Genomic DNA, 21,697 nt, shown 5'->3' with positions numbered 1-21,697 from the left:
TCATGGCAGATTATCAGGGTAAAAAAGTCGTCATTATTGGGCTGGGTATGACCGGCCTGTCATGCGTGGACTTTTTCATGGCGCGCGGCGTAACCCCGCGCGTGATGGACACCCGCGTCGCGCCTCCGGGGCTGGATAAATTACCCGAATCGGTCGAATGCCATGTCGGCGGACTCAATGATACCTGGCTGCTGGCGGCGGACCTGATTGTCGCCAGTCCGGGGATTGCGCTGGCCCATCCTTCGCTCAGCGCAGCGGCCGACGCTGGCGTAGAGATCGTTGGCGATATCGAACTGTTCTGCCGCGAAGCGCAGGCGCCGATTATCGCCATTACCGGTTCTAACGGCAAAAGCACTGTTACTACCCTGGTGGGCGAGATGGCGAAAGCCGCTGGAGTTAACGTCGGCGTGGGCGGCAATATCGGCCTGCCGGCGCTGATGTTGCTGGACACCGATCGAGAGCTGTATGTGCTGGAGCTCTCCAGCTTCCAGCTGGAAACCACCTCCAGCCTGCAGGCGGTGGCGGCAACCATCCTCAACGTGACTGAGGACCATATGGACCGCTACCCGCTGGGACTGCAGCAGTATCGCGCGGCGAAGCTGCGGATTTACGAGAATGCGAAGACCTGCGTGGTGAACGCGGACGATGCGCTCACCATGCCGGTACGCGGGGCGGACGAACGCTGCATTAGCTTTGGCGTCGATGTCGGTGACTACCACCTTAACCGCCAGCAGGGCGAAACCTGGCTGCGCGTTAAAGGTGAGAAAGTCCTCAATGTGAAAGAGATGCCTCTCACCGGTCAGCATAACTACAGCAACGCCCTGGCGGCGCTGGCGCTGGCCGATGCCGCGGGTCTGCCGCGGGCCAGCAGCCTGAAGGCGCTGACCACCTTTACCGGTCTGGCGCACCGTTTCCAGCTGGTGCTGGATCACAACGGCGTACGCTGGATTAACGACTCGAAGGCGACCAACGTCGGCAGCACCGAGGCGGCGCTGAACGGCCTGCAGCTGGACGGCACGCTCTATCTGCTGCTGGGCGGCGACGGCAAGTCCGCTGATTTTACCCCGCTGAAGCGCTACCTCGGCGGCGATCGTATTCGCCTGTACTGCTTTGGTCGCGATGGCGCCGAGCTCGCTGAGCTGCGTCCTGAGGTGGCGGTACAAACTGAGACTATGGAACAGGCGATGCGTCAGATTGCTCCCCTGGTGAAAGCGGGGGACATGGTGCTCCTGTCGCCGGCCTGCGCTAGCCTGGATCAGTTTAAGAACTTTGAACAACGGGGCGAGATGTTTGCCCGTCTGGCGAAGGAGTTAGGTTGATGCGTTTCTCTCTCCCACGCCTGAGAATGCCGCAGCTGAGCCTGCCTCGGCTGAGACTGCCGCGATTGCCGGGGATGTTTATTTTCGCCTGGCTATTCGCTGCGCTGAAAGGCTGGGTGATGGGCTCGCGCCCGAAAGATAACGACAGTCTGGTGATGTATGACCGGATGCTGCTATGGCTGACCTTCGGCCTGGCGGCGATCGGCTTTATTATGGTGACCTCGGCGTCGATGCCGGTCGGACAGCGCCTGGCGAACGATCCTTTCCTCTTCGCCAAGCGTGACGGCCTGTACATTGTGCTGGCCTTCGCGCTGGCGATGATTACGCTACGTCTGCCGATGGATTTCTGGCAGCGCCACAGTACCGCGATGCTGATCGCCTCGATCGTCATGCTGCTGATCGTACTGGTAGTAGGCAGCTCGGTAAACGGCGCATCGCGCTGGATAGCCCTTGGTCCGCTGCGTATTCAGCCGGCGGAGTTCACCAAGCTGTCGCTGTTCTGCTACATCGCCAACTATCTGGTGCGTAAAGCCGACGAAGTGCGTAACAACCTGCGCGGCTTCTTAAAACCGATGGGCGTGATTTTCGTACTGGCCATCCTGCTGCTGGCGCAGCCTGACCTCGGTACCGTGGTGGTCCTGTTCGTCACCACGCTGGCGATGCTGTTTCTCGCCGGCGCGAAGCTGTGGCAGTTCATCGCCATTATCGGCATGGGTATTTCGGCGGTGGTCCTGCTGATCCTCGCCGAACCATACCGTATTCGCCGCGTGACCTCCTTCTGGAACCCGTGGGAAGACCCGTTCGGCAGCGGCTACCAGCTGACCCAGTCGCTGATGGCTTTCGGCCGCGGCGAGATGTGGGGGCAGGGCCTCGGCAACTCGGTGCAAAAACTGGAGTATTTACCGGAAGCGCACACTGACTTTATCTTCGCCATTATCGGCGAAGAACTCGGTTATATCGGTGTGGTACTGGCGCTTTTAATGGTATTCTTCGTCGCTTTCCGCGCCATGTCGATTGGCCGTAAAGCGCTGGAGATCGATCATCGCTTTTCCGGCTTCCTCGCCTGTGCGATTGGTATCTGGTTTAGCTTCCAGGCGTTAGTTAACGTCGGCGCGGCGGCGGGGATGCTGCCGACGAAAGGTCTGACGCTGCCGCTGATCAGTTATGGTGGTTCCAGTCTGTTGATTATGTCGACGGCCATTATGTTGTTGTTGCGAATTGATTATGAAACGCGTCTGGAAAAAGCCCAGGCGTTTACACGGGGTGTGCGATGAGCGGTCAGGAAAAGCGGTTGATGGTGATGGCGGGCGGTACCGGCGGGCATGTGTTCCCGGGACTGGCGGTCGCGCACCATTTAATGGACCAGGGCTGGCAGGTTCGCTGGCTGGGTACCGCCGATCGTATGGAAGCGGATTTAGTGCCGAAAAACGGCATCGAAATTGATTTTATCCGCATCTCCGGCCTGCGTGGCAAAGGTATCAAAGCGCAGCTACTGGCGCCGGTGCGTATCTTTAACGCCTGGCGTCAGGCGCGGGCGATCATGAAGCGTTTCCAGCCGGACGTGGTGCTGGGTATGGGCGGCTATGTTTCCGGGCCTGGCGGTCTGGCGGCGTGGTCGCTGGGGATCCCGGTGGTCCTCCACGAGCAAAACGGCATTGCCGGCCTGACTAACAAGTGGCTGGCGAAGATTGCGAAGAAAGTGATGCAGGCGTTTCCCGGCGCGTTCCCGCATGCGGACGTCGTTGGGAACCCGGTGCGCACCGATGTACTGGCGCTGCCGCTGCCAGGTCAGCGTCTGGTTGGCCGTCAGGGGCCGATTCGCGTGCTGGTGGTCGGTGGCTCTCAGGGCGCGCGCGTCCTGAACCAGACGATGCCGCAGGTGGCGGCGAAGCTCGGCGCTACGGTGACCATCTGGCATCAAAGCGGCAAAGGCGGCCAGCAAACCGTGCAGCAGGCCTATGCCGCCGCCGGACAGCCGCAGCATAAAGTGACGGAATTTATTGATGACATGGCCGCGGCGTATGCCTGGGCAGATGTTGTGGTTTGCCGTTCCGGCGCGCTGACGGTTAGCGAAATCGCGGCCGCAGGTTTACCAGCGCTGTTTGTCCCGTTCCAGCACAAAGATCGTCAGCAGTACTGGAATGCGCTGCCGCTGGAGAAAGCCGGCGCGGCGAAAATTCTTGAACAGCCTGAGTTCACGGTAGAGGCGGTTGCCTCTACCCTGGCGAGCTGGGATCGGGAAACCTTGCTGGATATGGCGGAACGAGCGCGTGGCGCTTCGATTCCGGACGCTACCGAGCGGGTAGCAGAAGAGGTCAGCGCCGTAGCTTTGGCGCGCTAATTGCGGTGATTTTCACCGCCCGAATACAGAAGTTGATGGCGTAAAGAATGAATACACAAGATTTGGCAAAACTGCGTTCCATAGTGCCCGAGATGCGTCGCGTTCGGCACATTCACTTTGTCGGCATCGGCGGTGCCGGTATGGGCGGTATTGCCGAAGTGTTGGCTAACGAAGGTTACCAGATCAGCGGCTCCGACCTGGCGCCGAATCCGGTGACCCAGCAGCTGTCGCAGCTTGGCGCCACCATTTATTTCAACCATCGCCCGGAAAACGTGCGTGATGCCAGCGTGGTTGTCGTTTCCAGCGCGATTTCGGCAGATAACCCGGAAATCGTTGCCGCGCATGAGGCGCGTATCCCGGTGATCCGTCGTGCCGAAATGCTGGCGGAGCTGATGCGCTTTCGCCACGGGATCGCCATTGCCGGGACCCACGGCAAAACCACCACCACCGCGATGGTATCCAGCATTTACGCCGAGGCCGGGCTGGACCCGACCTTCGTCAACGGCGGACTGGTAAAAGCGGCGGGCGTACATGCCCGTCTTGGCCATAGCCGTTACCTGATCGCGGAAGCGGATGAGAGCGACGCGTCGTTTCTGCATCTGCAGCCGATGGTGGCCATTGTCACCAACATCGAAGCCGATCACATGGATACCTACCATGGCGACTTTGAGAATCTGAAGCAGACCTTTATCAACTTCCTGCACAACCTGCCGTTCTACGGACGCGCGGTGATGTGCGTGGACGATCCGGTGATCCGAGAACTGTTGCCGCGCGTTGGCCGGCAGATCACCACCTACGGTTTTAGCGACGACGCCGACGTGCGCGTCGAGGACTATCGTCAGGTTGGGGCGCAGGGGCATTTCCGCCTGGTGCGCCAGGATAAAGCGATCCTGCAGGTGACGCTCAATGCCCCGGGACGCCATAACGCGCTGAACGCGGCGGCGGCCGTCGCCGTGGCGACGGAAGAGGGGATTGACGATCGGGCTATTCTGCGCGCACTGGAGAGCTTCCAGGGAACAGGACGCCGCTTTGATTTTCTTGGCGAGTTTCCGCTGGCCGAAGTCAACGGCAAACCGGGCAGCGCGATGCTGATCGATGATTACGGTCACCACCCGACGGAAGTGGACGCCACCATTAAAGCAGCGCGCGCTGGCTGGCCGGATAAAAACCTGGTGATGGTATTCCAGCCGCACCGTTATACCCGTACCCGCGATCTGTATGATGATTTTGCCAACGTGCTGACCCAGGTGGATGCCCTGCTGATGCTGGACGTCTATCCGGCGGGCGAAGCGCCGATCCCGGGCGCCGACAGCCGCTCGCTGTGCCGCACCATTCGCGGTCGCGGGAAAGTGGATCCGATCCTGGTGCCCGATTCGACCCAGGCCGCGGAGATGCTGGCGTCAGTCCTGACCGGCAACGATTTAGTACTGGTGCAGGGCGCCGGTAACATCGGTAAAATCGCCCGCCACCTGGCTGAAATCAAACTGATCCCGCAAAAAACGGAGGAGGAGCGCCATGGCTGATAAAATCGCGGTGCTTTTCGGTGGAACCTCCGCTGAACGTGAAGTGTCGCTGAATTCAGGCGCGGCGGTGCTGGCCGGGCTGCGTGAAGGCGGGGTGGACGCCCATCCGGTCGACCCGCGCGATGTTGATATTACCCAGCTAAAAAAGCAGGGCTTTAAGAAAGCGTTTATTGCCCTCCACGGCCGCGGCGGGGAAGATGGCACTCTGCAGGGGCTGCTGGAGTTAATCCAGCTGCCTTATACCGGCAGCGGCGTGATGGCTTCGGCGATTTCAATGGATAAACTGCGCAGCAAGTGGCTGTGGCAGGGCGCCGGATTACCGGTCGCGCCGTGGGTGGCGCTGACCCGCGCCCAGTTTGCCGCCGGGCTGTCTACTGACGTCGAACAGCAAATTGCGGCGCTGGGTCTGCCGGTCATCATCAAGCCGAGCCGTGAAGGCTCCAGCGTCGGGATGTCGAAAGTCAGCGAAAGTTGTGATTTAGCAAGTGCATTGGCGTTGGCTTTTCAGCATGATGATGAAGTTTTGGTCGAAAAATGGCTCAGTGGACCGGAATTTACCGTCGCCATAGTCGGTGAAGAAATTTTACCGTCAATACGTATCCAGGCCGCGGGAACCTTCTATGATTATGAGGCGAAGTATCTCTCTGATGAGACGCAATATTTCTGCCCAGGATTTGAAGATCCCGCGCGTGAGTCAGCTATTCAGAACCTGGTGCTTAAAGCCTGGAATGTTCTGGGTTGCAAAGGCTGGGGCCGTATTGACGTGATGCTGGACAGCGATGGCCAGTTTTATCTGCTGGAAGCGAATACTTCCCCGGGCATGACCAGCCATAGCCTTGTGCCAATGGCGGCGCGTCAGGCAGGAATGAGCTTCTCCCAGCTTGTTGTACGAATTCTGGACCTGGCGGGGTGATATGTCGCAGGCTGCGCTGAATACGCGGAACCATGAAGAAGAGGCTTCTTCTTCGCGTCGGAGTAATGGAACGCGGCTGGCAGGGATCGTTTTCCTGCTGGCGGTGCTGTTTACCGTGCTGGTCAGCGGGTGGATGGTTCTTGGCTGGATGGAAGATGCGCAGCGCTTACCGCTGTCGAAGATGGTGGTGACCGGCGAGCGCCACTATACGCGCAATGATGACATCCGTCAGGCGATCCTGGCGCTGGGTTCGCCGGGTACCTTTATGACTCAGGATGTGAACATCATCCAGAGCCAGATTGAACGTCTGCCGTGGATTAAGCAGGCGAGCGTCCGAAAGCAGTGGCCCGATGAATTGAAGATTCATCTGGTTGAATATGTGCCGATTGCGCGCTGGAATGATCAACATATGGTGGATGCAGAAGGAAATGCCTTCAGCGTGCCGGCGGATCGCACCAGCAAACAGAATTTACCGATGTTATACGGTCCCGAAGGCAGCGAGAACGAAGTGCTGCAGGGATATCGTGACATGGGGCAGGTGCTGGCAAAGGATAAATTCACGTTGAAAGTGGCGGCGATGACCGCCCGTCGCTCCTGGCAGTTGACGCTTAATAATGACATCAAGCTCAACCTTGGCCGTGGCGATACCATGAAACGGCTTCAGCGCTTTATGGAACTCTACCCGGTTCTTCAGCAGCAGACGCAGACCGACGGCAAACGGATTAGCTACGTTGATTTGCGTTATGACTCGGGTGCGGCAGTGGGCTGGGTACCTGCTCCCGCAGAGGAAACTAATCAACAACAGAATCAGGCACAGGCAGAACAACAATGATCAAGGCGACGGACAGAAAACTGGTAGTTGGACTGGAGATTGGCACCGCCAAGGTGGCCGCTTTAGTAGGGGAAGTTCTGCCCGACGGCATGATCAATATCATCGGCGTGGGCAGTTGCCCATCGCGTGGTATGGATAAAGGCGGTGTGAACGACCTCGAGTCGGTGGTGAAATGCGTACAGCGCGCCATCGACCAGGCCGAACTGATGGCGGATTGCCAGATTTCATCAGTTTATTTGGCACTTTCGGGTAAACATATAAGCTGTCAGAATGAAATCGGGATGGTACCGATTTCGGAAGAAGAAGTGACGCAGGACGACGTCGAGAACGTGGTCCACACCGCGAAGTCGGTTCGCGTTCGCGATGAACATCGTGTCCTGCACGTGATTCCGCAGGAATATGCTATCGACTACCAGGAAGGGATTAAAAACCCGGTAGGGCTGTCCGGCGTGCGTATGCAGGCGAAGGTGCATCTGATCACCTGCCATAACGATATGGCAAAAAACATTGTTAAAGCAGTGGAACGTTGTGGTCTGAAAGTTGACCAACTTATTTTCGCCGGGTTAGCGGCCAGTTATTCGGTATTAACAGAAGACGAACGTGAGCTGGGCGTCTGCGTTGTGGATATCGGCGGTGGTACAATGGATATCGCCGTCTACACCGGCGGCGCATTGCGTCACACCAAAGTGATCCCGTATGCCGGTAACGTGGTGACCAGCGATATCGCCTATGCCTTCGGTACGCCGCCGAGCGATGCCGAAGCGATTAAGGTTCGTCACGGATGCGCATTGGGTTCCATCGTCGGTAAAGACGAAAACGTCGAAGTACCGAGCGTCGGTGGACGTCCTCCGCGTAGCCTGCAGCGTCAGACGTTGGCAGAGGTGATTGAACCGCGCTATACCGAGCTGCTTAACCTGGTCAATGAAGAGATCCTGCAGCTGCAGGAACAGCTCCGCCAGCAGGGTGTTAAACATCATCTGGCGGCGGGGATTGTGTTAACCGGCGGCGCGGCGCAAATTGAAGGTCTGGCGGCCTGTGCGCAGCGCGTGTTCCATACTCAGGTGCGCATTGGCGCGCCGCTGAACATCACCGGTTTAACCGACTATGCCCAGGAGCCGTATTATTCAACGGCGGTGGGGCTGCTGCACTACGGAAAAGAGTCACATCTCAGTGGTGAAGCGGAAGTAGAAAAACGCGTGACGGCCTCAGTGGGCTCGTGGATTAAGCGACTCAACAGCTGGCTGCGAAAAGAGTTTTAATTTTTTAAGAGAACGCAGACAATTAGCGTTCTCAGGCGACAGGCACAAGACGGAGAGAAACTATGTTTGAACCTATGGAACTGACCAACGACGCGGTGATTAAAGTCATCGGCGTCGGTGGCGGCGGCGGTAACGCCGTTGAACACATGGTGCGCGAGCGCATTGAGGGTGTTGAATTCTTCGCGGTAAACACCGATGCGCAGGCGCTGCGTAAGACGGCGGTTGGCCAGACTATCCAGATCGGTAGCGGTATTACCAAAGGTCTGGGCGCGGGCGCGAACCCGGAAGTCGGCCGTAACGCGGCTGATGAAGACCGTGAAGCGCTGCGCGCAGCCCTTGATGGCGCAGACATGGTGTTCATCGCGGCAGGCATGGGCGGCGGTACCGGTACCGGCGCGGCGCCCGTAGTCGCGGAAGTGGCGAAAGATCTGGGGATCCTCACCGTTGCGGTGGTCACTAAGCCGTTTAATTTTGAAGGTAAGAAGCGCATGGCGTTCGCTGAGCAGGGGATCACCGAGCTGTCCAAGCACGTTGACTCACTGATCACCATCCCGAACGACAAGCTGCTGAAGGTCCTGGGGCGTGGAATTTCCCTGCTCGACGCATTCGGCGCGGCAAACGACGTCCTGAAAGGCGCGGTGCAGGGTATCGCCGAACTGATCACCCGTCCGGGTCTGATGAACGTCGACTTCGCGGACGTCCGTACCGTGATGTCTGAAATGGGCTACGCGATGATGGGCTCCGGGGTGGCGAGCGGTGAAGACCGTGCGGAAGAAGCGGCTGAAATGGCTATCTCTTCTCCGCTGCTGGAAGATATCGACCTGTCAGGCGCGCGCGGCGTGCTGGTCAACATTACTGCGGGCTTCGACCTGCGTCTGGACGAGTTCGAAACTGTGGGTAACACCATCCGTGCTTTTGCCTCGGATAATGCGACCGTGGTTATCGGTACCTCTCTGGACCCGGATATGAACGACGAGCTGCGCGTGACCGTAGTGGCGACCGGTATTGGCATGGATAAGCGTCCGGAAATCACCCTGGTAACCAACAAGCAGGTTCAGCAGCCGGTGATGGATCGTTACCAGCAGCATGGTATGTCGCCGCTGACGCAAGAGCAGAAGCCGGCAGCCAAAGTGGTGAACGACAATACGCCGCAAACCGCGAAAGAGCCGGATTATCTGGATATCCCAGCCTTCCTGCGTAAGCAAGCCGATTAAGAATCGACTGGAAGTTGGGCATCTGCGCTCTTTGTGCTAAACTGGCCTCCCGATAGTGGTGTACACTTCGGTTGGATAGGTAAATTGGCGAGATTATACGATGATCAAACAAAGGACTCTTAAACGTATCGTTCAGGCGACTGGCGTCGGTTTGCATACCGGCAAGAAAGTCACACTGACGTTACGCCCTGCGCCGGCAAATACCGGGGTCATCTATCGTCGCACCGACTTGAATCCACCGGTAGATTTTCCGGCTGATGCCAAATCTGTGCGTGATACCATGCTCTGTACTTGCCTGGTTAATGAGCATGACGTGCGGATTTCTACGGTTGAACACCTGAACGCCGCATTGGCTGGCCTGGGTATCGACAACATTATTGTTGAAGTCGATGCGCCGGAAATCCCGATTATGGACGGCAGTGCGGCTCCGTTCGTTTATCTGTTGCTGGACGCCGGCATTGATGAACTGAACTGCGCCAAGAAATTTGTACGTATCAAAGAGACGGTTCGCGTCGAAGATGGCGACAAATGGGCTGAATTCAAACCGTACAATGGTTTTTCGCTGGACTTCACCATCGATTTTAACCATCCAGCGATTGATGCCAGCACCCAGCGCTATACGCTGAACTTCTCGGCCGATGCGTTCATGCGTCAGATTAGCCGTGCGCGTACCTTCGGTTTTATGCGCGATATCGAATATCTGCAGTCCCGCGGCCTGTGCCTGGGCGGCAGCTTCGATTGTGCCATCGTTGTTGACGATTATCGCGTACTGAACGAAGACGGTCTGCGCTTTGAAGACGAATTTGTTCGCCACAAAATGCTGGATGCGATCGGTGACCTGTTTATGTGTGGTCACAACATTATCGGCGCATTCACGGCGTACAAATCAGGTCACGCGTTGAACAACAAACTGCTGCAGGCGGTTCTGGCAAAACAGGAAGCCTGGGAGTATGTGACCTTCGAAGACGACGCAAAACTGCCAATGGCGTTCCGCGCACCGTCGATGGTTCTGGCGTAAGCCTGACCATTCAGTAAATTCGACTGGTAACCTGGTACTCTCTCCGACCAGGGAGCCAGTCGTTTTTCTTTTATAGCACCCTCCAGTTATTTTCGCTGCGATCCCTGGATAATAATTAGCGTGCGTTCGCTGCTTTATTAAGCGTTTTCGCCGGGCAATCGCCTTCATTCATGCTGCCTCAGGCCGGTATTAATGTTAGTATTTGAGCGCAAAATTATTTCTCAGGGTTGCTTTACCCCGTGGACATCAGGTTGTCCTGCGAAAAACATCAATAAAGAGACAGCCTGAACGACGACGGGTCTAGCAAAGAAAGGTAATGAACGTGAGTGGATTGCTGACGCGCTGGCGACAGTTTGGCAGACGGTATTTTTGGCCGCATCTCCTGTTGGGGATGGTCGCGGCCAGCCTCGGCCTGCCTGCGCTAAGCAACGGTCACGAGACCGCGGCGCCAGCGAAGGCGACCGCCAGCAATCACAATCCGAGCAAGGTTAATTTCTCTCAGCTGGCGCTGCTGGAGACGAATCGCCGGCCCAGCTTTACCGTCGACTACTGGCATCAGCACGCCATTCGCACCGTTATTCGTCATCTCTCCTTCGCCATGGCGCCGCAGGCGCTGCCGGTCGCGGAAGAAACTTCCCCGCTGCAGGCTCAGCATCTGGCGCTGCTCGACACCCTCAGCGCGCTGCTGACGCAGGACAGCACGCCGCCGGTGGTGATCCGCCAGGCGGGTTACATCCCTTCTTCATATTCTGCCTTCCGCGTCAGCGCCTGGATAAGCCAGGTGGCGGGGATCCGCGCAGGGCCTCAACGTCTCAGCTGAAAATAACCACGGACCATCCTATTTTTTGTGACTCCGCACCGCGGGGCGTTTGAGATTTTATTATGCTTATCAAAATGTTAACCAAGGTTTTCGGCAGCCGTAACGACCGTACGCTGCGTCGTATGCGCAAAGTCGTCAATATCATCAACGGCATGGAACCGGCGATGGAAAAGCTCTCTGATGACGAGCTGAAAGCGAAAACCGCTGAATTCCGCGCGCGCCTGGAAAAAGGCGAAACGCTGGAAAGCCTGATCCCTGAAGCTTTCGCCGTCGTTCGCGAAGCCAGTAAGCGCGTATTCGGCATGCGCCACTTCGACGTCCAGCTGCTGGGCGGTATGGTGCTTAACGATCGCTGCATCGCCGAGATGCGTACCGGTGAAGGTAAAACCCTGACCGCGACCCTGCCGGCGTACCTCAACGCGCTAACCGGCAAAGGCGTTCACGTAGTGACCGTCAACGACTATCTGGCCCAGCGTGACGCCGAAAATAACCGCCCGCTGTTTGAATTCCTGGGCATGACAGTTGGCATCAACATGTCCGGCCTGCCGGCGCCGGCGAAGCGTGAAGCTTACGCTGCCGATATCACCTATGGCACCAACAACGAATACGGCTTCGACTACCTGCGCGACAACATGGCCTTCAGCCCGGAAGAGCGCGTTCAGCGTAAACTGCACTATGCGCTGGTGGATGAGGTGGACTCCATCCTGATCGATGAGGCGCGTACGCCGCTGATCATTTCCGGCCCGGCGGAAGACAGCTCTGAAATGTACCGCAAGGTAAACAAAATCATCCCGCATCTGATCCGCCAGGAAAAAGAGGATTCGGATACTTTCACTGGCGAAGGCCACTTCTCGGTGGATGAAAAAGCGCGTCAGGTTAACCTGACCGAACGTGGTCTGGTGCTGATTGAAGAGCTGCTGGTACAGGAAGGCATTATGGATGAAGGTGAGTCCCTGTACTCTCCAACCAACATTATGCTGATGCACCACGTTACCGCCGCGCTGCGCGCCCATGCGCTGTTCACCCGCGACGTTGACTACATTGTCAAAGATGGCGAAGTTATCATCGTCGATGAGCACACTGGCCGTACGATGCAGGGCCGCCGCTGGTCCGATGGTCTGCACCAGGCCGTTGAGGCCAAAGAGGGCGTGGAGATCCAAAACGAGAACCAGACTCTGGCCTCTATCACCTTCCAGAACTACTTCCGTCTGTACGAGAAGCTGGCGGGGATGACCGGTACAGCCGATACCGAAGCCTTTGAATTCAGCTCTATCTATAAGCTGGATACCGTGGTTGTACCGACCAACCGTCCGATGATCCGTAAAGACATGGCGGATCTGGTCTATATGACCGAAGCGGAAAAAATTCAGGCAATTATCGAAGATATCAAAACTCGTACCGCTGCCGGTCAGCCGGTGCTGGTGGGGACTATCTCGATCGAAAAATCTGAAGTGGTTTCCCGCGAACTGACTAAAGCCGGCATCAAGCACAACGTCCTGAACGCCAAATTCCACGCCAGCGAGGCGGATATCGTCGCCCAGGCGGGCTACCCTTCCGCGGTGACCATCGCCACCAACATGGCGGGTCGTGGTACCGATATTATGCTCGGCGGTAGCTGGCAGGCGGAAGTCGCTGCGCTGGAAAACCCAACGCCAGAGCAGATTGAGAAAATCAAAGCCGACTGGCAGGTACGCCACGATGCGGTACTGGCCGCAGGCGGTCTGCACATCATCGGTACCGAGCGTCATGAATCTCGCCGTATCGATAACCAGCTGCGCGGCCGTGCTGGTCGTCAGGGGGATGCCGGTTCTTCCCGCTTCTACCTGTCAATGGAAGATGCCCTGATGCGTATCTTCGCCTCCGATCGCGTGTCTGGCATGATGCGTAAACTGGGAATGAAACCAGGTGAGGCGATTGAGCACCCGTGGGTCACCAAGGCGATCGCCAACGCCCAGCGTAAAGTGGAAAGCCGTAACTTCGATATCCGTAAGCAGCTGCTGGAATATGATGATGTGGCCAACGACCAGCGCCGGGCGATCTACACCCAGCGTAACGAGCTGCTGGACGTGTCTGACGTCAGCGAAACCATCAACAGCATCCGCGAAGACGTCTTTAAGGCGACGATCGATGCCCATATTCCGCCGCAGTCGCTGGAGGAGATGTGGGATATCGAAGGTCTGCAGGAGCGTCTGAAAAACGACTTCGACCTCGACCTGCCAATCAAAGAGTGGCTGGATAAAGAGCCGGAGCTGCATGAAGAGACCCTGCGCGAACGTATTCTGCAGAGCGCGGTAGAAACCTACCAGCGTAAAGAAGAAGTGGTCGGCGCCGAGATGATGCGCCACTTCGAGAAAGGCGTGATGCTGCAGACTCTGGATTCGCTGTGGAAAGAGCACCTGGCGGCGATGGATTACCTGCGCCAGGGTATCCACCTGCGCGGCTATGCGCAGAAAGATCCGAAGCAGGAGTACAAGCGCGAATCGTTCTCAATGTTTGCCGCGATGCTGGAGTCACTGAAGTATGAAGTGATCAGCACCCTGAGCAAAGTCCAGGTGCGGATGCCGGAAGAAGTCGAGGCGATGGAACAGCAGCGTCGTGAAGAGGCCGAGCGCCTGGCGCAGATGCAGCAGCTCAGCCATCAGAGCGATGATGAAGCCGCAGCCCAGGATCTGGCGGCGCAAACCGGCGAACGTAAAGTGGGCCGTAACGATCCGTGCCCGTGCGGCTCCGGCAAAAAGTACAAACAGTGCCACGGCCGTCTGAGCTAAGGTCTGATAAAACAAACAAAGGCGCAGAGTTCTGCGCCTTTTTTATGGAGCGCATTCAATGAAAAAACTGCAAATCGCCGTCGGGATAATTCGCAATCCGCAAGGCGAAATCTTTATTACCCAGCGCGCCGCCGATGCCCATATGGCGAATAAGCTGGAGTTCCCGGGCGGGAAGATTGAATCTGATGAGACGCCTGAGCAGGCGCTAATCCGTGAACTGCAGGAGGAAGTTGGGATTACGGTCACCACCTCTTCGCTCTTTGATAAGCTGGAGTATCAGTTCCCCGATCGCCATATTACGCTGTGGTTTTTCCTCGTGGAAAGTTGGCAAGGCGAGCCGTGGGGTAAAGAAGGGCAGCCGGGTCGGTGGATGGCGGGACCAACGTTGGATCCGGCGGCGTTTCCTCCGGCGAATGAACCGGTTATCAGCAAACTTATCGCCCAGGGCTGAGCCCCGGGTCGCGAGGCTAACCCGCCAGGCGCCGGGTTAGCTTGCCATCAAATCAGGGTTGCTGCTCGCTCCAGTCATCGCTATCGGAGAGATCCCCCGCGCTGGGGATGCGCTTCTCTTCCGCAGCCCATTCTCCCAGATCGATCAGTTGGCAGCGCTTGCTACAGAACGGACGAAACGGACTCTGCTCGCCCCACACCACAGTTTTGCCGCAGGTCGGGCAGTTGACGATAGTCTCTTCTGACATGTTATCTCCTTAACAGCAGGCCAGTTCAAAATCAAAGCGCTCCGGCACGATCCCATATTCACTGTCCAGCGCCAGGAAACGGATGGCGAAACGGCTCTTATGGCCGGAAATTTGCGGATAAAGCTGGTGAGCCAGATCGAGACGCAGGCGCAGCAGATCGGCATCTTCGCCATTATCCTGATAAAAGCCGTTGAGGCTGGTCTGTTTGCGGAACAGCGCGGAGTTGCGGATAAGATCGAGGATCAGGCTCAGGGACTGGACCAGCGGATCGAGGCTGGCAAGCCAGCTGGCCACCTGCTCGTCGCGATGCGCCTGTGGCATATGGAGCCAGATATGCAGGGTCGGTAAATCGAAGCTGCAGCAGCCGCCAGGAATACTCAGGCGCTGACGCACCAGCGCAATCAGGCGATCTTCACGCAGAAACTGACCAATGCGCGGCGCGGCCATCAGGGTGCTGGAGGACTGCTTCAACTGGTGGCGCAGCTCGTTAATGCGCTCCTGATCGACGCCCGGCACTTCTGCCCATGACTGGAGCTTACGCTGCTGGCGTTCCAGCTCTTTAACCAGGTCAGTGCGCACCTCGCCGCGCTCCAGGACATCCAGCAGATCGCCGGCGTTACGGAAAAAATGGAGCGCATCGGCATGGCTGGCAATCTGCGGACGGAAAGCCATCTGCTGGATCAGAAATTCGATGCGCAGCCAGGTGCGCATTTTCTCATTAAGAGGATGTTCAAACAGAACGGGGGTATGCATTACGAGTTTTCCTGTGAGGCGGCCTGCGATGCCAGCGTTAAATACTTTTCGTGCAGGCGGGCAACATCCGATGCCACTGCATCCGGCGTGCCAGTGTTTTCAATAACATCGTCCGCGACGGCCAGGCGCTGCTGGCGCGTGGCCTGGGCGGCAAGAATATGTTCAGCATGTTCGCGGCTGACCTTATCGCGCAGCATGGTGCGTTCGATTTGCGTCTCTTTCGGCACATCGACGACCAGTACGCGATCGGCCTGGCCGGACAGGCGGTTTTCGACCAGCAAAGGTACGACCCAGAGGAGATAAGGGGAGGTGGCGGCCTGCATCTGGCGGCGCGTTTCCTGCTGAATCAGCGGGTGCAACAGCGCATTGAGCCAGGCTTTTTCCTCCACGTGAGCAAAAATTTTTTCCCGCAGCAGGCGGCGGTTCAGCGTGCCGTCGGGGGCAATCATCTGTGGTCCAAAGTGGCCGACAATGGCCTGGAGCGCCGGGGTACCGGGCTCGACCACCTGACGGGCGATAACATCGGCATCGATAACCTTAACCCCAAGCTGCGCGAAGGCGTCGGCGACCGTACTTTTACCGCTGCCGATCCCGCCTGTTAACGCGACTGTGTACCCCATATCTTCTGACCCTGAAACGGATTGCTCGTATTTTTTGCAGGCAGACAGCGATGACTGGCAGCGCGCCGGGGAGGCGACAGTGAGCATGTCGTGAGGGCCCCGCGCCAACCGGGATCGCCGTCCGCTATACTGTTTGTTTTAATCAAGCAAATCAAATGGTTAAAAACAATACTCCGGCAGGGGAAGGCATAGGCGCCTTTTTCTCCATTCACCAGGTAAATTTATACGATTGTAGCGTAAAAAAAGTGAAAATCGCAGTCTTGCGCGGGCCTGATTCGCGCGTATGATAACGTCACTGGAGTTGTGCTCTCACATTCATGCCATTAACCCCAGGAATTCGCACATGCGTATTGAAGAAGATCTGAAGCTTGGTTTCAAAGACGTTCTTATCCGCCCGAAACGCTCTACCCTCAAAAGCCGTTCTGATGTTGAGCTGGAACGTGAATTCACCTTTAAACATTCAGGCCTGACCTGGTCCGGCGTGCCGATTATTGCGGCTAACATGGATACCGTCGGCACCTTCAGCATGGCTAAAGCGCTGGCCACTTTTGGTATTCTGACCGCGGTACATAAGCACTACACCGCTGAAGAATGGCTGGCGTTTACCCAGGGCGCATCCGCAGACGTACTCAAGCATGTGATGGTTTCCACCGGCACGTCCGATGCGGATTTCGAAAAAACCCAGCAGATCCTCTCTCAGAACCCACAGCTGAATTTTGTGTGTATCGACGTCGCCAACGGCTACTCCGAGCACTTTGTACAGTTCGTGGCGAAGGCGCGCGAAGCCTGGCCGCAAAAAACTATCATCGCCGGGAACGTGGTCACCGGTGAAATGTGCGAAGAGCTGATCCTCTCCGGCGCCGATATCGTCAAAGTTGGCATCGGCCCGGGATCCGTCTGCACCACCCGCGTTAAGACCGGGGTCGGCTATCCGCAGCTCTCCGCCGTGATTGAGTGTGCCGATGCGGCGCACGGCCTTGGCGGCCAGATCATCAGCGACGGCGGTTGCACCATGCCGGGCGATGTGGCGAAAGCCTTCGGCGGCGGCGCTGATTTCGTGATGCTTGGCGGCATGCTGGCGGGCCATGAAGAGAGCGGCGGAACCATCGTTGAAGAAAACGGAGAGAAATTCATGCTGTTCTACGGCATGAGCTCCGAGTCGGCGATGACCCGCCATGTGGGCGGTGTCGCGAAATACCGCGCGGCGGAAGGCAAAACCGTTAAGCTGCCTTTGCGTGGACCAGTGGAGAATACCGCACGTGATATTCTCGGCGGCCTGCGTTCTGCCTGCACCTACGTTGGCGCCTCGCGTCTGAAAGAGCTGACCAAGCGTACGACCTTTATCCGCGTTCAGGAACAAGAGAACCGGGTATTCAATAGCCTGTAATCGGCTGCACTGGCGCCTGCGCGGCGCCAGTGTTTCTCATCCTCCCGCCCCGCCAATGGCATCGCCCAGGTGAAAAACGGGCAAATACATTGCCACCACCAGAATCCCGACCAGCGAGCCGGTTATCACCAGCATCATGGGTTCAAGATGCGCAGCCAGACTATCGGCTCGCTGATAGGTTTGCTTGCGATGGTGATGCGCCAGGTTTTCCAGCATCTGATCCAGCGCTCCCGCGCTTTCCCCCGTGCGGATGAGCTGCAGGCACAGCGGTGTAAAACCGCCGCAGCGGCTTAACGCCTGCCAAATCGGCTCCCCCTGAACGATCAGCGCGCGGGCCTGCGCCAGACGCTGGCGCCATAGCGGGCACGACAGGGACTCTTCAACGCTTTGCAGCCCCTGCAGAAAGCTAATACCGGCGCTTTGGGTTAACGCCAGGATGGTGAAGATCAGGCTCAGCTGTTGTCCGCCGATCAGGGAGCCAATGAGAGGGAGCGCGTTAAGCAACCGCTGGCGGCGCAGCAACCAGTCGCTGCGCCGCCGGATCAGCTGGTTGAGCAGCAGCGGGCTCAGCAGCGAGGCCAGCAGCAGCGGCCAGCCGCGACTTAGCATGTCGCCTGCCGCAACGACCATCCGCGTCAACAGCGGTAACGGCGTACTGAACGTCTGGTAGATGGCGGTGAACTCGGGCAGGACAAAATAGAGCATCCCCAGCACCACCAACAGCGCCAGAGAGAGCACGATCAGCGGGTAGCGCAGCGCTTTTTTGACTTTGCTGGCGAGCCGCTGCTGCTCCTGCTGCTGATTCGCCAACTGCAGGCAGCAGATATCGAGCTTGCCCGTCAGTTCGCCGGTGCTAATCATCGCCAGATATAGTGGCGGAAAAGCCTGGGGCCACTGCGCCAGCGCGGCAGAGAACGCCACGCCCTGGGCCAGCTCGCGGCCTAGCGCCTCAAGCAGCGCCTGCCACTGGGCATGCGACTGCTGCTGCGCCAGCAGCGATAACCCTTCCGCCAGCGGCAGGCCGGCCTGCAGCAGGGTCGCCAGCTGGCGGATCGTTTCGCAACTGTAGCGCGGGTGCCAGAGGCTCTGCTTCACCGCACAGCGGCGTACAGCCAGCGGTATAACTCGCTGCTGTTGGAGGTGCTGCAGGACCTCCAGACGCTTGGTTTGCCATAGCATCCCCTGACAGGGGGCGCCCTGCACATCAATACCGCGCCAGCGCCAGAGACGCTTAGTCGCCATGGGGGATCCCCAGCACCCGCACCACCTCTTCGAGGCTGGTCAATCCCTGTTCGATAGCCTGACAGCCGCTTTCAAAAAGCGTCATCATCCCCGCGGCTCGCGCCAGAGATTCAATCTCAATGGCGTTAAGTCCCTGGACTATCCCCTGGCGTAGCCCGGGGGTAACAGGCAGCACTTCGAACAGCGCCAGCCGGCCGTAATATCCGTGGTAACAATGTTCGCAGCCCGCTGCCTGCCAGCGTGGCAGCGGGCGGGGCCACAGGCTGTGCGGCAGGTCGGCGGCGCTGCCGGCATTACGCCGACAGTGGGGACACAGCTTGCGGACCAGACGCTGGGCGATGACCAGCGAGAGCGCAGAGGAAATCATCCAGCGGGCGATGCCCATTTGCTGCAGGCGGGTCAGGGTTTCGCTGGTGGAATTGGTGTGCAGGGTGGAGAGCACCAGATGACCGGTCTGGGCGGCTTTGAGCGCGATTTCAGCGGTCTCGGCATCGCGGATCTCGCCCACCATGACAATATCCGGATCCTGGCGTAACAGGGCGCGCAGCACACTGTGAAAAGTGAGTCCGGCGCGGGGATTGATTTGCGTCTGGTTCATCCCGGCGATGGGGATCTCCAGTGGATCCTCCACGCTACAGATATTCACTTGCTCACGGTTTCTGGCCTGCAGGGCGCTGTAGAGGGTCACCGTTTTCCCGCTTCCGGTTGGGCCGGTGACCAGCAGCAGACCCTGCGGCTGGTTCAGCGCCTGGCGAAAGGCCGCCAGCTGGGAGGATGAGAGTCCGAGTGCTTCCAGATCCAGCGCCTGGTCAACCTGATGCAGAAGGCGCAGGACAATCTTTTCGCCATAGCGGCAGGGCAGAGTGGCGATGCGAAAAGAGAGCGGTCGTCCCGCAAGATTCAGCGCGAACTGGCCATCCTGCGGTAAACGGTGCTCGGCGATATCGAGACTGGCCAGGACCTTGAGTCGCGCGATAACCGGTGCGGCCAGTTCGGGAGCCTGCAACGGTAGGGCGTGAAGGACGCCATCGACCCGCAGGCGGATGCGTAAGTGCGTTTCTGTGGGCTCGATATGAATATCAGACGCCCGCTGACGCAGGGCCTGTTCGAGGATCTGGTTGACCCGTTCGGCGATATTTTCCGGCCCGTCGTTCTGCGCCAGTTGCGCCTGCTTTTCCTGGGCCTGCAGACGCTTATCCATCTGCTCCTGGCTCCAGCATTCAATGTCGATCCGCTTTTGCGTCGCGAAGCGTAGCGCCTCCATCAACTCCGCCGGCGGGGTATTAACCACCGCAATAGAGATTGTCTGTTCATCGCTATGCAGCAGCATGGCGTGGTAGCGACGGCAGAGGGGGATCAGCTGTTCTGTTTTCATGCATTAGCCCTCACTTCACCCGGAAAACGTCTTCGCAGGCCTGCTGAAGCGCGCTATTGCCGGTGATGGTGCAGACGCGCTGCCAGCCGGTGACGCCCTCGGCATTGTCCCAGGTCGGCGTCAGGGTGACCCCCAGTCCGTTCAGACTCTCCTGACCGGTGAGGGTGACGACCCCTTTGGCCACGCTCATGGCGGAGAGGTAGCGCGTGGTTGTCGGCGAGGGAATGCCGTTGCTGCCGCCGTCGCATGGCGTTAGGCCGCCATGATCGAGCGCGCAAAGTTCGATGGCTGTCCGGTAAGGGACAAAGGTCTGCAGCAGGTCGGTGAGGGCGGCTTTACGCAGGTAGTTCTGGTAGGCCGGAATGCCGATGGCGCTAAGAATGGCGATGATTCCGATAACCACCATCAGTTCAATCAGGGTAAAACCTCGTTGTTTATCCATAAGTCGCTCCTTGTTGTGACAGGAGCACTGTGAAGGGATTGAGGGGCGCAGGCGAGGGGGCGAAAACGATCCGGGAAAGCGGGTTCCAGGGTTTTTATCTGGATTTCATGGTGAGCACGGGCGACTGCGAGGCGGGCCGCAAATTCAGGCCTTCACGCCCGGAAGCGTGAAGGCCTGTTGCTCAGCGGAAGCGCATCGACAGGTCGAGCGCCTGCACATGTTTGGTCAGGGCGCCGACGGAAATATAGTCGACGCCGGTATCGGCGAATTCGCGGATGGTGTCAAAGGTAACGTTGCCGGAGACCTCCAGCGCCGCCTGGCCTGCGGTAATTTTCACCGCCTCGCGCATCAGATCGGTGGTGAAGTTATCGAGCATAATGATATCAGCCCCGGCTTTTAACGCCTGCTCCAGTTCATCCAGGGTTTCCACTTCCACTTCCACCGGCACATCAGGATGCAGCCAGAACGCCTTTTCCACTGCCTGACGGATCGATCCGGAGGCGATAATGTGGTTTTCTTTAATCAGGAACGCGTCGAACAGGCCCAGTCGATGGTTGGCGCCGCCGCCGCAGAGTACCGCGTATTTCAGCGCGGTACGCAGCCCTGGCAGCGTTTTGCGCGTATCCAGCAGTTGGGTTTTGGTGCCGGCGAGCAGGTCGACATAGCGACGGACGACGCTGGCGACGCCGGAGAGGGTTTGCACAAAGTTCAGCGCCGTGCGTTCGCCGGTGAGCAGAATACGCGACGGGCCTTCCAATTCGAACAGCGGCTGGTCGGCTTTGACCGCATCGCCGTCGGCCACGTGCCAGGTGATATTCACGTCGTCACCGGCGAGCTGAATAAAGACCTCTTCCACCCAGCGTTTGCCACAGAAGACGCCATCTTCACGAGTAATGACCACCGCATGGGAGCGTGCATCCTGCGGCAATAATTGCGCGCTAATATCGTTGTTGGCGTCGACTTCGCCGCCCAGATCTTCCCGCAGGGAGTGTGCGACAGCATCGGTAATATCGAGATTAATACGTTCCAGCAGCACGTCACGGCGGCGGTCGGGGTTGTAACGACGAGGCGACATGATAAAGCTCCAGATAGATAAGATTCAGAAGTGGGAAACATGCTAACCTGAACGACGTTTCAGTACCATACACACTTCATCCTTTGGGCCGGCGTGTG

20 protein-coding genes are annotated in these 21,697 nt (G+C 58.1%); 13 read left to right on the top strand and 7 right to left on the bottom strand.

The features are described from left to right. Positions 1-2: 2 nt before the first annotated feature. From murD to mutT, 12 genes are all read left to right on the top strand, one after another. A complete protein-coding gene (murD, locus tag IB144_RS21890; protein WP_004151364.1) occupies positions 3-1,319 on the top strand; it encodes a UDP-N-acetylmuramoyl-L-alanine--D-glutamate ligase in 1,317 nt (438 codons plus the stop codon). After that, positions 1,319-2,593 (top strand): cell division protein FtsW, encoded by a 1,275-nt coding sequence (gene ftsW, locus IB144_RS21885; RefSeq protein WP_002888565.1) that lies wholly within the window; start codon positions 1,319-1,321, stop codon positions 2,591-2,593. Before murD ends, ftsW begins: the two co-directional genes overlap by 1 nt. After that, complete coding sequence (gene murG / locus IB144_RS21880; protein WP_002888566.1) at positions 2,590-3,660, top strand: undecaprenyldiphospho-muramoylpentapeptide beta-N-acetylglucosaminyltransferase; 1,071 nt, start codon at positions 2,590-2,592, stop codon at positions 3,658-3,660. Before ftsW ends, murG begins: the two co-directional genes overlap by 4 nt. 47 nt (positions 3,661-3,707) lie before the next feature. Then, positions 3,708-5,183 (top strand): UDP-N-acetylmuramate--L-alanine ligase, encoded by a 1,476-nt coding sequence (gene murC, locus IB144_RS21875; RefSeq protein WP_004192000.1) that lies wholly within the window; start codon positions 3,708-3,710, stop codon positions 5,181-5,183. Further along, on the top strand, positions 5,176-6,096 hold the full coding sequence (locus tag IB144_RS21870; RefSeq protein WP_002888623.1) for a D-alanine--D-alanine ligase: 921 nt from the start codon (positions 5,176-5,178) through the stop codon (positions 6,094-6,096). The genes murC and IB144_RS21870 overlap by 8 nt, the downstream gene beginning before the upstream one ends. Before the next feature lies 1 nt (position 6,097). After that, a complete protein-coding gene (gene ftsQ, locus IB144_RS21865; protein ID WP_065888570.1) occupies positions 6,098-6,928 on the top strand; it encodes a cell division protein FtsQ in 831 nt (276 codons plus the stop codon). Next, positions 6,925-8,187, top strand: a complete 1,263-nt coding sequence (gene ftsA, locus IB144_RS21860) for a cell division protein FtsA (RefSeq protein ID WP_002888625.1) — start codon at positions 6,925-6,927, stop codon at positions 8,185-8,187. Before ftsQ ends, ftsA begins: the two co-directional genes overlap by 4 nt. Positions 8,188-8,249: 62 nt before the next feature. Continuing rightward, positions 8,250-9,401, top strand: a complete 1,152-nt coding sequence (gene ftsZ / locus IB144_RS21855; protein WP_002888628.1) for a cell division protein FtsZ — start codon at positions 8,250-8,252, stop codon at positions 9,399-9,401. A gap of 100 nt (positions 9,402-9,501) precedes the next feature. Continuing rightward, positions 9,502-10,419 (top strand): UDP-3-O-acyl-N-acetylglucosamine deacetylase, encoded by a 918-nt coding sequence (gene lpxC, locus IB144_RS21850; RefSeq protein ID WP_002888632.1) that lies wholly within the window; start codon positions 9,502-9,504, stop codon positions 10,417-10,419. Between the two features lie 322 nt (positions 10,420-10,741). Further along, entirely contained in the window at positions 10,742-11,239 is a 498-nt protein-coding gene (gene secM / locus IB144_RS21845) for a secA translation cis-regulator SecM (RefSeq protein ID WP_002888635.1), read from the top strand. A 62-nt stretch (positions 11,240-11,301) separates the two neighbouring features. Next, the gene (secA, locus tag IB144_RS21840) at positions 11,302-14,007 is read left to right on the top strand and encodes a preprotein translocase subunit SecA (protein ID WP_002888638.1); all 2,706 of its coding nucleotides are present in this window, start codon (positions 11,302-11,304) and stop codon (positions 14,005-14,007) included. A 58-nt stretch (positions 14,008-14,065) separates the two neighbouring features. Beyond that, positions 14,066-14,458 carry an 8-oxo-dGTP diphosphatase MutT gene (mutT, locus tag IB144_RS21835; RefSeq protein WP_004145942.1) on the top strand — a complete coding sequence of 131 codons (393 nt, stop codon included), beginning with the start codon at positions 14,066-14,068 and terminating at the stop codon, positions 14,456-14,458. A 52-nt stretch (positions 14,459-14,510) separates the two neighbouring features. On the opposite strand, the gene yacG is transcribed toward mutT, so the two are convergent. From yacG to coaE, 3 genes are read right to left on the bottom strand one after another with little or no spacing between them, the layout of a single operon-like run. Continuing rightward, positions 14,511-14,705: a DNA gyrase inhibitor YacG gene (gene yacG, locus IB144_RS21830; protein WP_002888644.1), complete on the bottom strand. Its 195-nt coding sequence runs from the start codon at positions 14,703-14,705 to the stop codon at positions 14,511-14,513. A 9-nt stretch (positions 14,706-14,714) separates the two neighbouring features. Further along, the gene (gene zapD, locus IB144_RS21825) at positions 14,715-15,458 is read right to left on the bottom strand and encodes a cell division protein ZapD (RefSeq protein WP_004178596.1); all 744 of its coding nucleotides are present in this window, start codon (positions 15,456-15,458) and stop codon (positions 14,715-14,717) included. Then, positions 15,458-16,078: a dephospho-CoA kinase gene (coaE, locus tag IB144_RS21820; protein WP_002888649.1), complete on the bottom strand. Its 621-nt coding sequence runs from the start codon at positions 16,076-16,078 to the stop codon at positions 15,458-15,460. The genes zapD and coaE overlap by 1 nt, the downstream gene beginning before the upstream one ends. A 343-nt stretch (positions 16,079-16,421) precedes the next feature. Here coaE and IB144_RS21815 point away from each other — a divergent pair, with 343 nt between their 5' ends. Further along, on the top strand, positions 16,422-17,465 hold the full coding sequence (locus IB144_RS21815) for a GMP reductase (RefSeq protein WP_004145938.1): 1,044 nt from the start codon (positions 16,422-16,424) through the stop codon (positions 17,463-17,465). Positions 17,466-17,501: 36 nt separating this feature from the next. On the opposite strand, the gene hofC is transcribed toward IB144_RS21815, so the two are convergent. From hofC to nadC, 4 genes are all read right to left on the bottom strand, one after another. Continuing rightward, the gene (gene hofC / locus IB144_RS21810; protein ID WP_038432114.1) at positions 17,502-18,707 is read right to left on the bottom strand and encodes a protein transport protein HofC; all 1,206 of its coding nucleotides are present in this window, start codon (positions 18,705-18,707) and stop codon (positions 17,502-17,504) included. Then, a complete protein-coding gene (gene gspE / locus IB144_RS21805; RefSeq protein WP_038432113.1) occupies positions 18,697-20,082 on the bottom strand; it encodes a type II secretion system protein GspE in 1,386 nt (461 codons plus the stop codon). The genes hofC and gspE overlap by 11 nt, the downstream gene beginning before the upstream one ends. Before the next feature lie 10 nt (positions 20,083-20,092). Continuing rightward, positions 20,093-20,524, bottom strand: coding sequence for a prepilin peptidase-dependent pilin (gene ppdD, locus IB144_RS21800; RefSeq protein WP_002888683.1), 432 nt, complete (start codon positions 20,522-20,524; stop codon positions 20,093-20,095). Between the two features lie 181 nt (positions 20,525-20,705). Next, positions 20,706-21,599, bottom strand: a complete 894-nt coding sequence (nadC, locus tag IB144_RS21795) for a carboxylating nicotinate-nucleotide diphosphorylase (RefSeq protein ID WP_002888684.1) — start codon at positions 21,597-21,599, stop codon at positions 20,706-20,708. Positions 21,600-21,697 lie beyond the last annotated feature (98 nt).

Source organism: Klebsiella sp. K4 (genome assembly GCF_014596785.2).
In the GTDB taxonomy this organism is placed as follows: Bacteria; Pseudomonadota; Gammaproteobacteria; order Enterobacterales; family Enterobacteriaceae; genus Klebsiella; species Klebsiella pneumoniae.
This window is presented reverse-complemented; position numbering and strand designations above follow the sequence as displayed.

What these genes read in the sequence shown, in the direction of transcription:
- murD (WP_004151364.1), top strand. Translation starts at nt 3, where the DNA reads ATGGCAGATTATCAGGGTAAAAAAGTCGTCATTATTGGGCTGGGTATG.
- ftsW (WP_002888565.1), top strand. Translation starts at nt 1,319, where the DNA reads ATGCGTTTCTCTCTCCCACGCCTGAGAATGCCGCAGCTGAGCCTGCCT.
- murG (WP_002888566.1), top strand. Translation starts at nt 2,590, where the DNA reads ATGAGCGGTCAGGAAAAGCGGTTGATGGTGATGGCGGGCGGTACCGGC.
- murC (WP_004192000.1), top strand. Translation starts at nt 3,708, where the DNA reads ATGAATACACAAGATTTGGCAAAACTGCGTTCCATAGTGCCCGAGATG.
- IB144_RS21870 (WP_002888623.1), top strand. Translation starts at nt 5,176, where the DNA reads ATGGCTGATAAAATCGCGGTGCTTTTCGGTGGAACCTCCGCTGAACGT.
- ftsQ (WP_065888570.1), top strand. Translation starts at nt 6,098, where the DNA reads ATGTCGCAGGCTGCGCTGAATACGCGGAACCATGAAGAAGAGGCTTCT.
- ftsA (WP_002888625.1), top strand. Translation starts at nt 6,925, where the DNA reads ATGATCAAGGCGACGGACAGAAAACTGGTAGTTGGACTGGAGATTGGC.
- ftsZ (WP_002888628.1), top strand. Translation starts at nt 8,250, where the DNA reads ATGTTTGAACCTATGGAACTGACCAACGACGCGGTGATTAAAGTCATC.
- lpxC (WP_002888632.1), top strand. Translation starts at nt 9,502, where the DNA reads ATGATCAAACAAAGGACTCTTAAACGTATCGTTCAGGCGACTGGCGTC.
- secA (WP_002888638.1), top strand. Translation starts at nt 11,302, where the DNA reads ATGCTTATCAAAATGTTAACCAAGGTTTTCGGCAGCCGTAACGACCGT.
- mutT (WP_004145942.1), top strand. Translation starts at nt 14,066, where the DNA reads ATGAAAAAACTGCAAATCGCCGTCGGGATAATTCGCAATCCGCAAGGC.
- yacG (WP_002888644.1), bottom strand. Translation starts at nt 14,705, where the DNA reads ATGTCAGAAGAGACTATCGTCAACTGCCCGACCTGCGGCAAAACTGTG.
- zapD (WP_004178596.1), bottom strand. Translation starts at nt 15,458, where the DNA reads ATGCATACCCCCGTTCTGTTTGAACATCCTCTTAATGAGAAAATGCGC.
- coaE (WP_002888649.1), bottom strand. Translation starts at nt 16,078, where the DNA reads ATGGGGTACACAGTCGCGTTAACAGGCGGGATCGGCAGCGGTAAAAGT.
- IB144_RS21815 (WP_004145938.1), top strand. Translation starts at nt 16,422, where the DNA reads ATGCGTATTGAAGAAGATCTGAAGCTTGGTTTCAAAGACGTTCTTATC.
- hofC (WP_038432114.1), bottom strand. Translation starts at nt 18,707, where the DNA reads ATGGCGACTAAGCGTCTCTGGCGCTGGCGCGGTATTGATGTGCAGGGC.
- gspE (WP_038432113.1), bottom strand. Translation starts at nt 20,082, where the DNA reads ATGAAAACAGAACAGCTGATCCCCCTCTGCCGTCGCTACCACGCCATG.
- ppdD (WP_002888683.1), bottom strand. Translation starts at nt 20,524, where the DNA reads ATGGATAAACAACGAGGTTTTACCCTGATTGAACTGATGGTGGTTATC.
- nadC (WP_002888684.1), bottom strand. Translation starts at nt 21,599, where the DNA reads ATGTCGCCTCGTCGTTACAACCCCGACCGCCGCCGTGACGTGCTGCTG.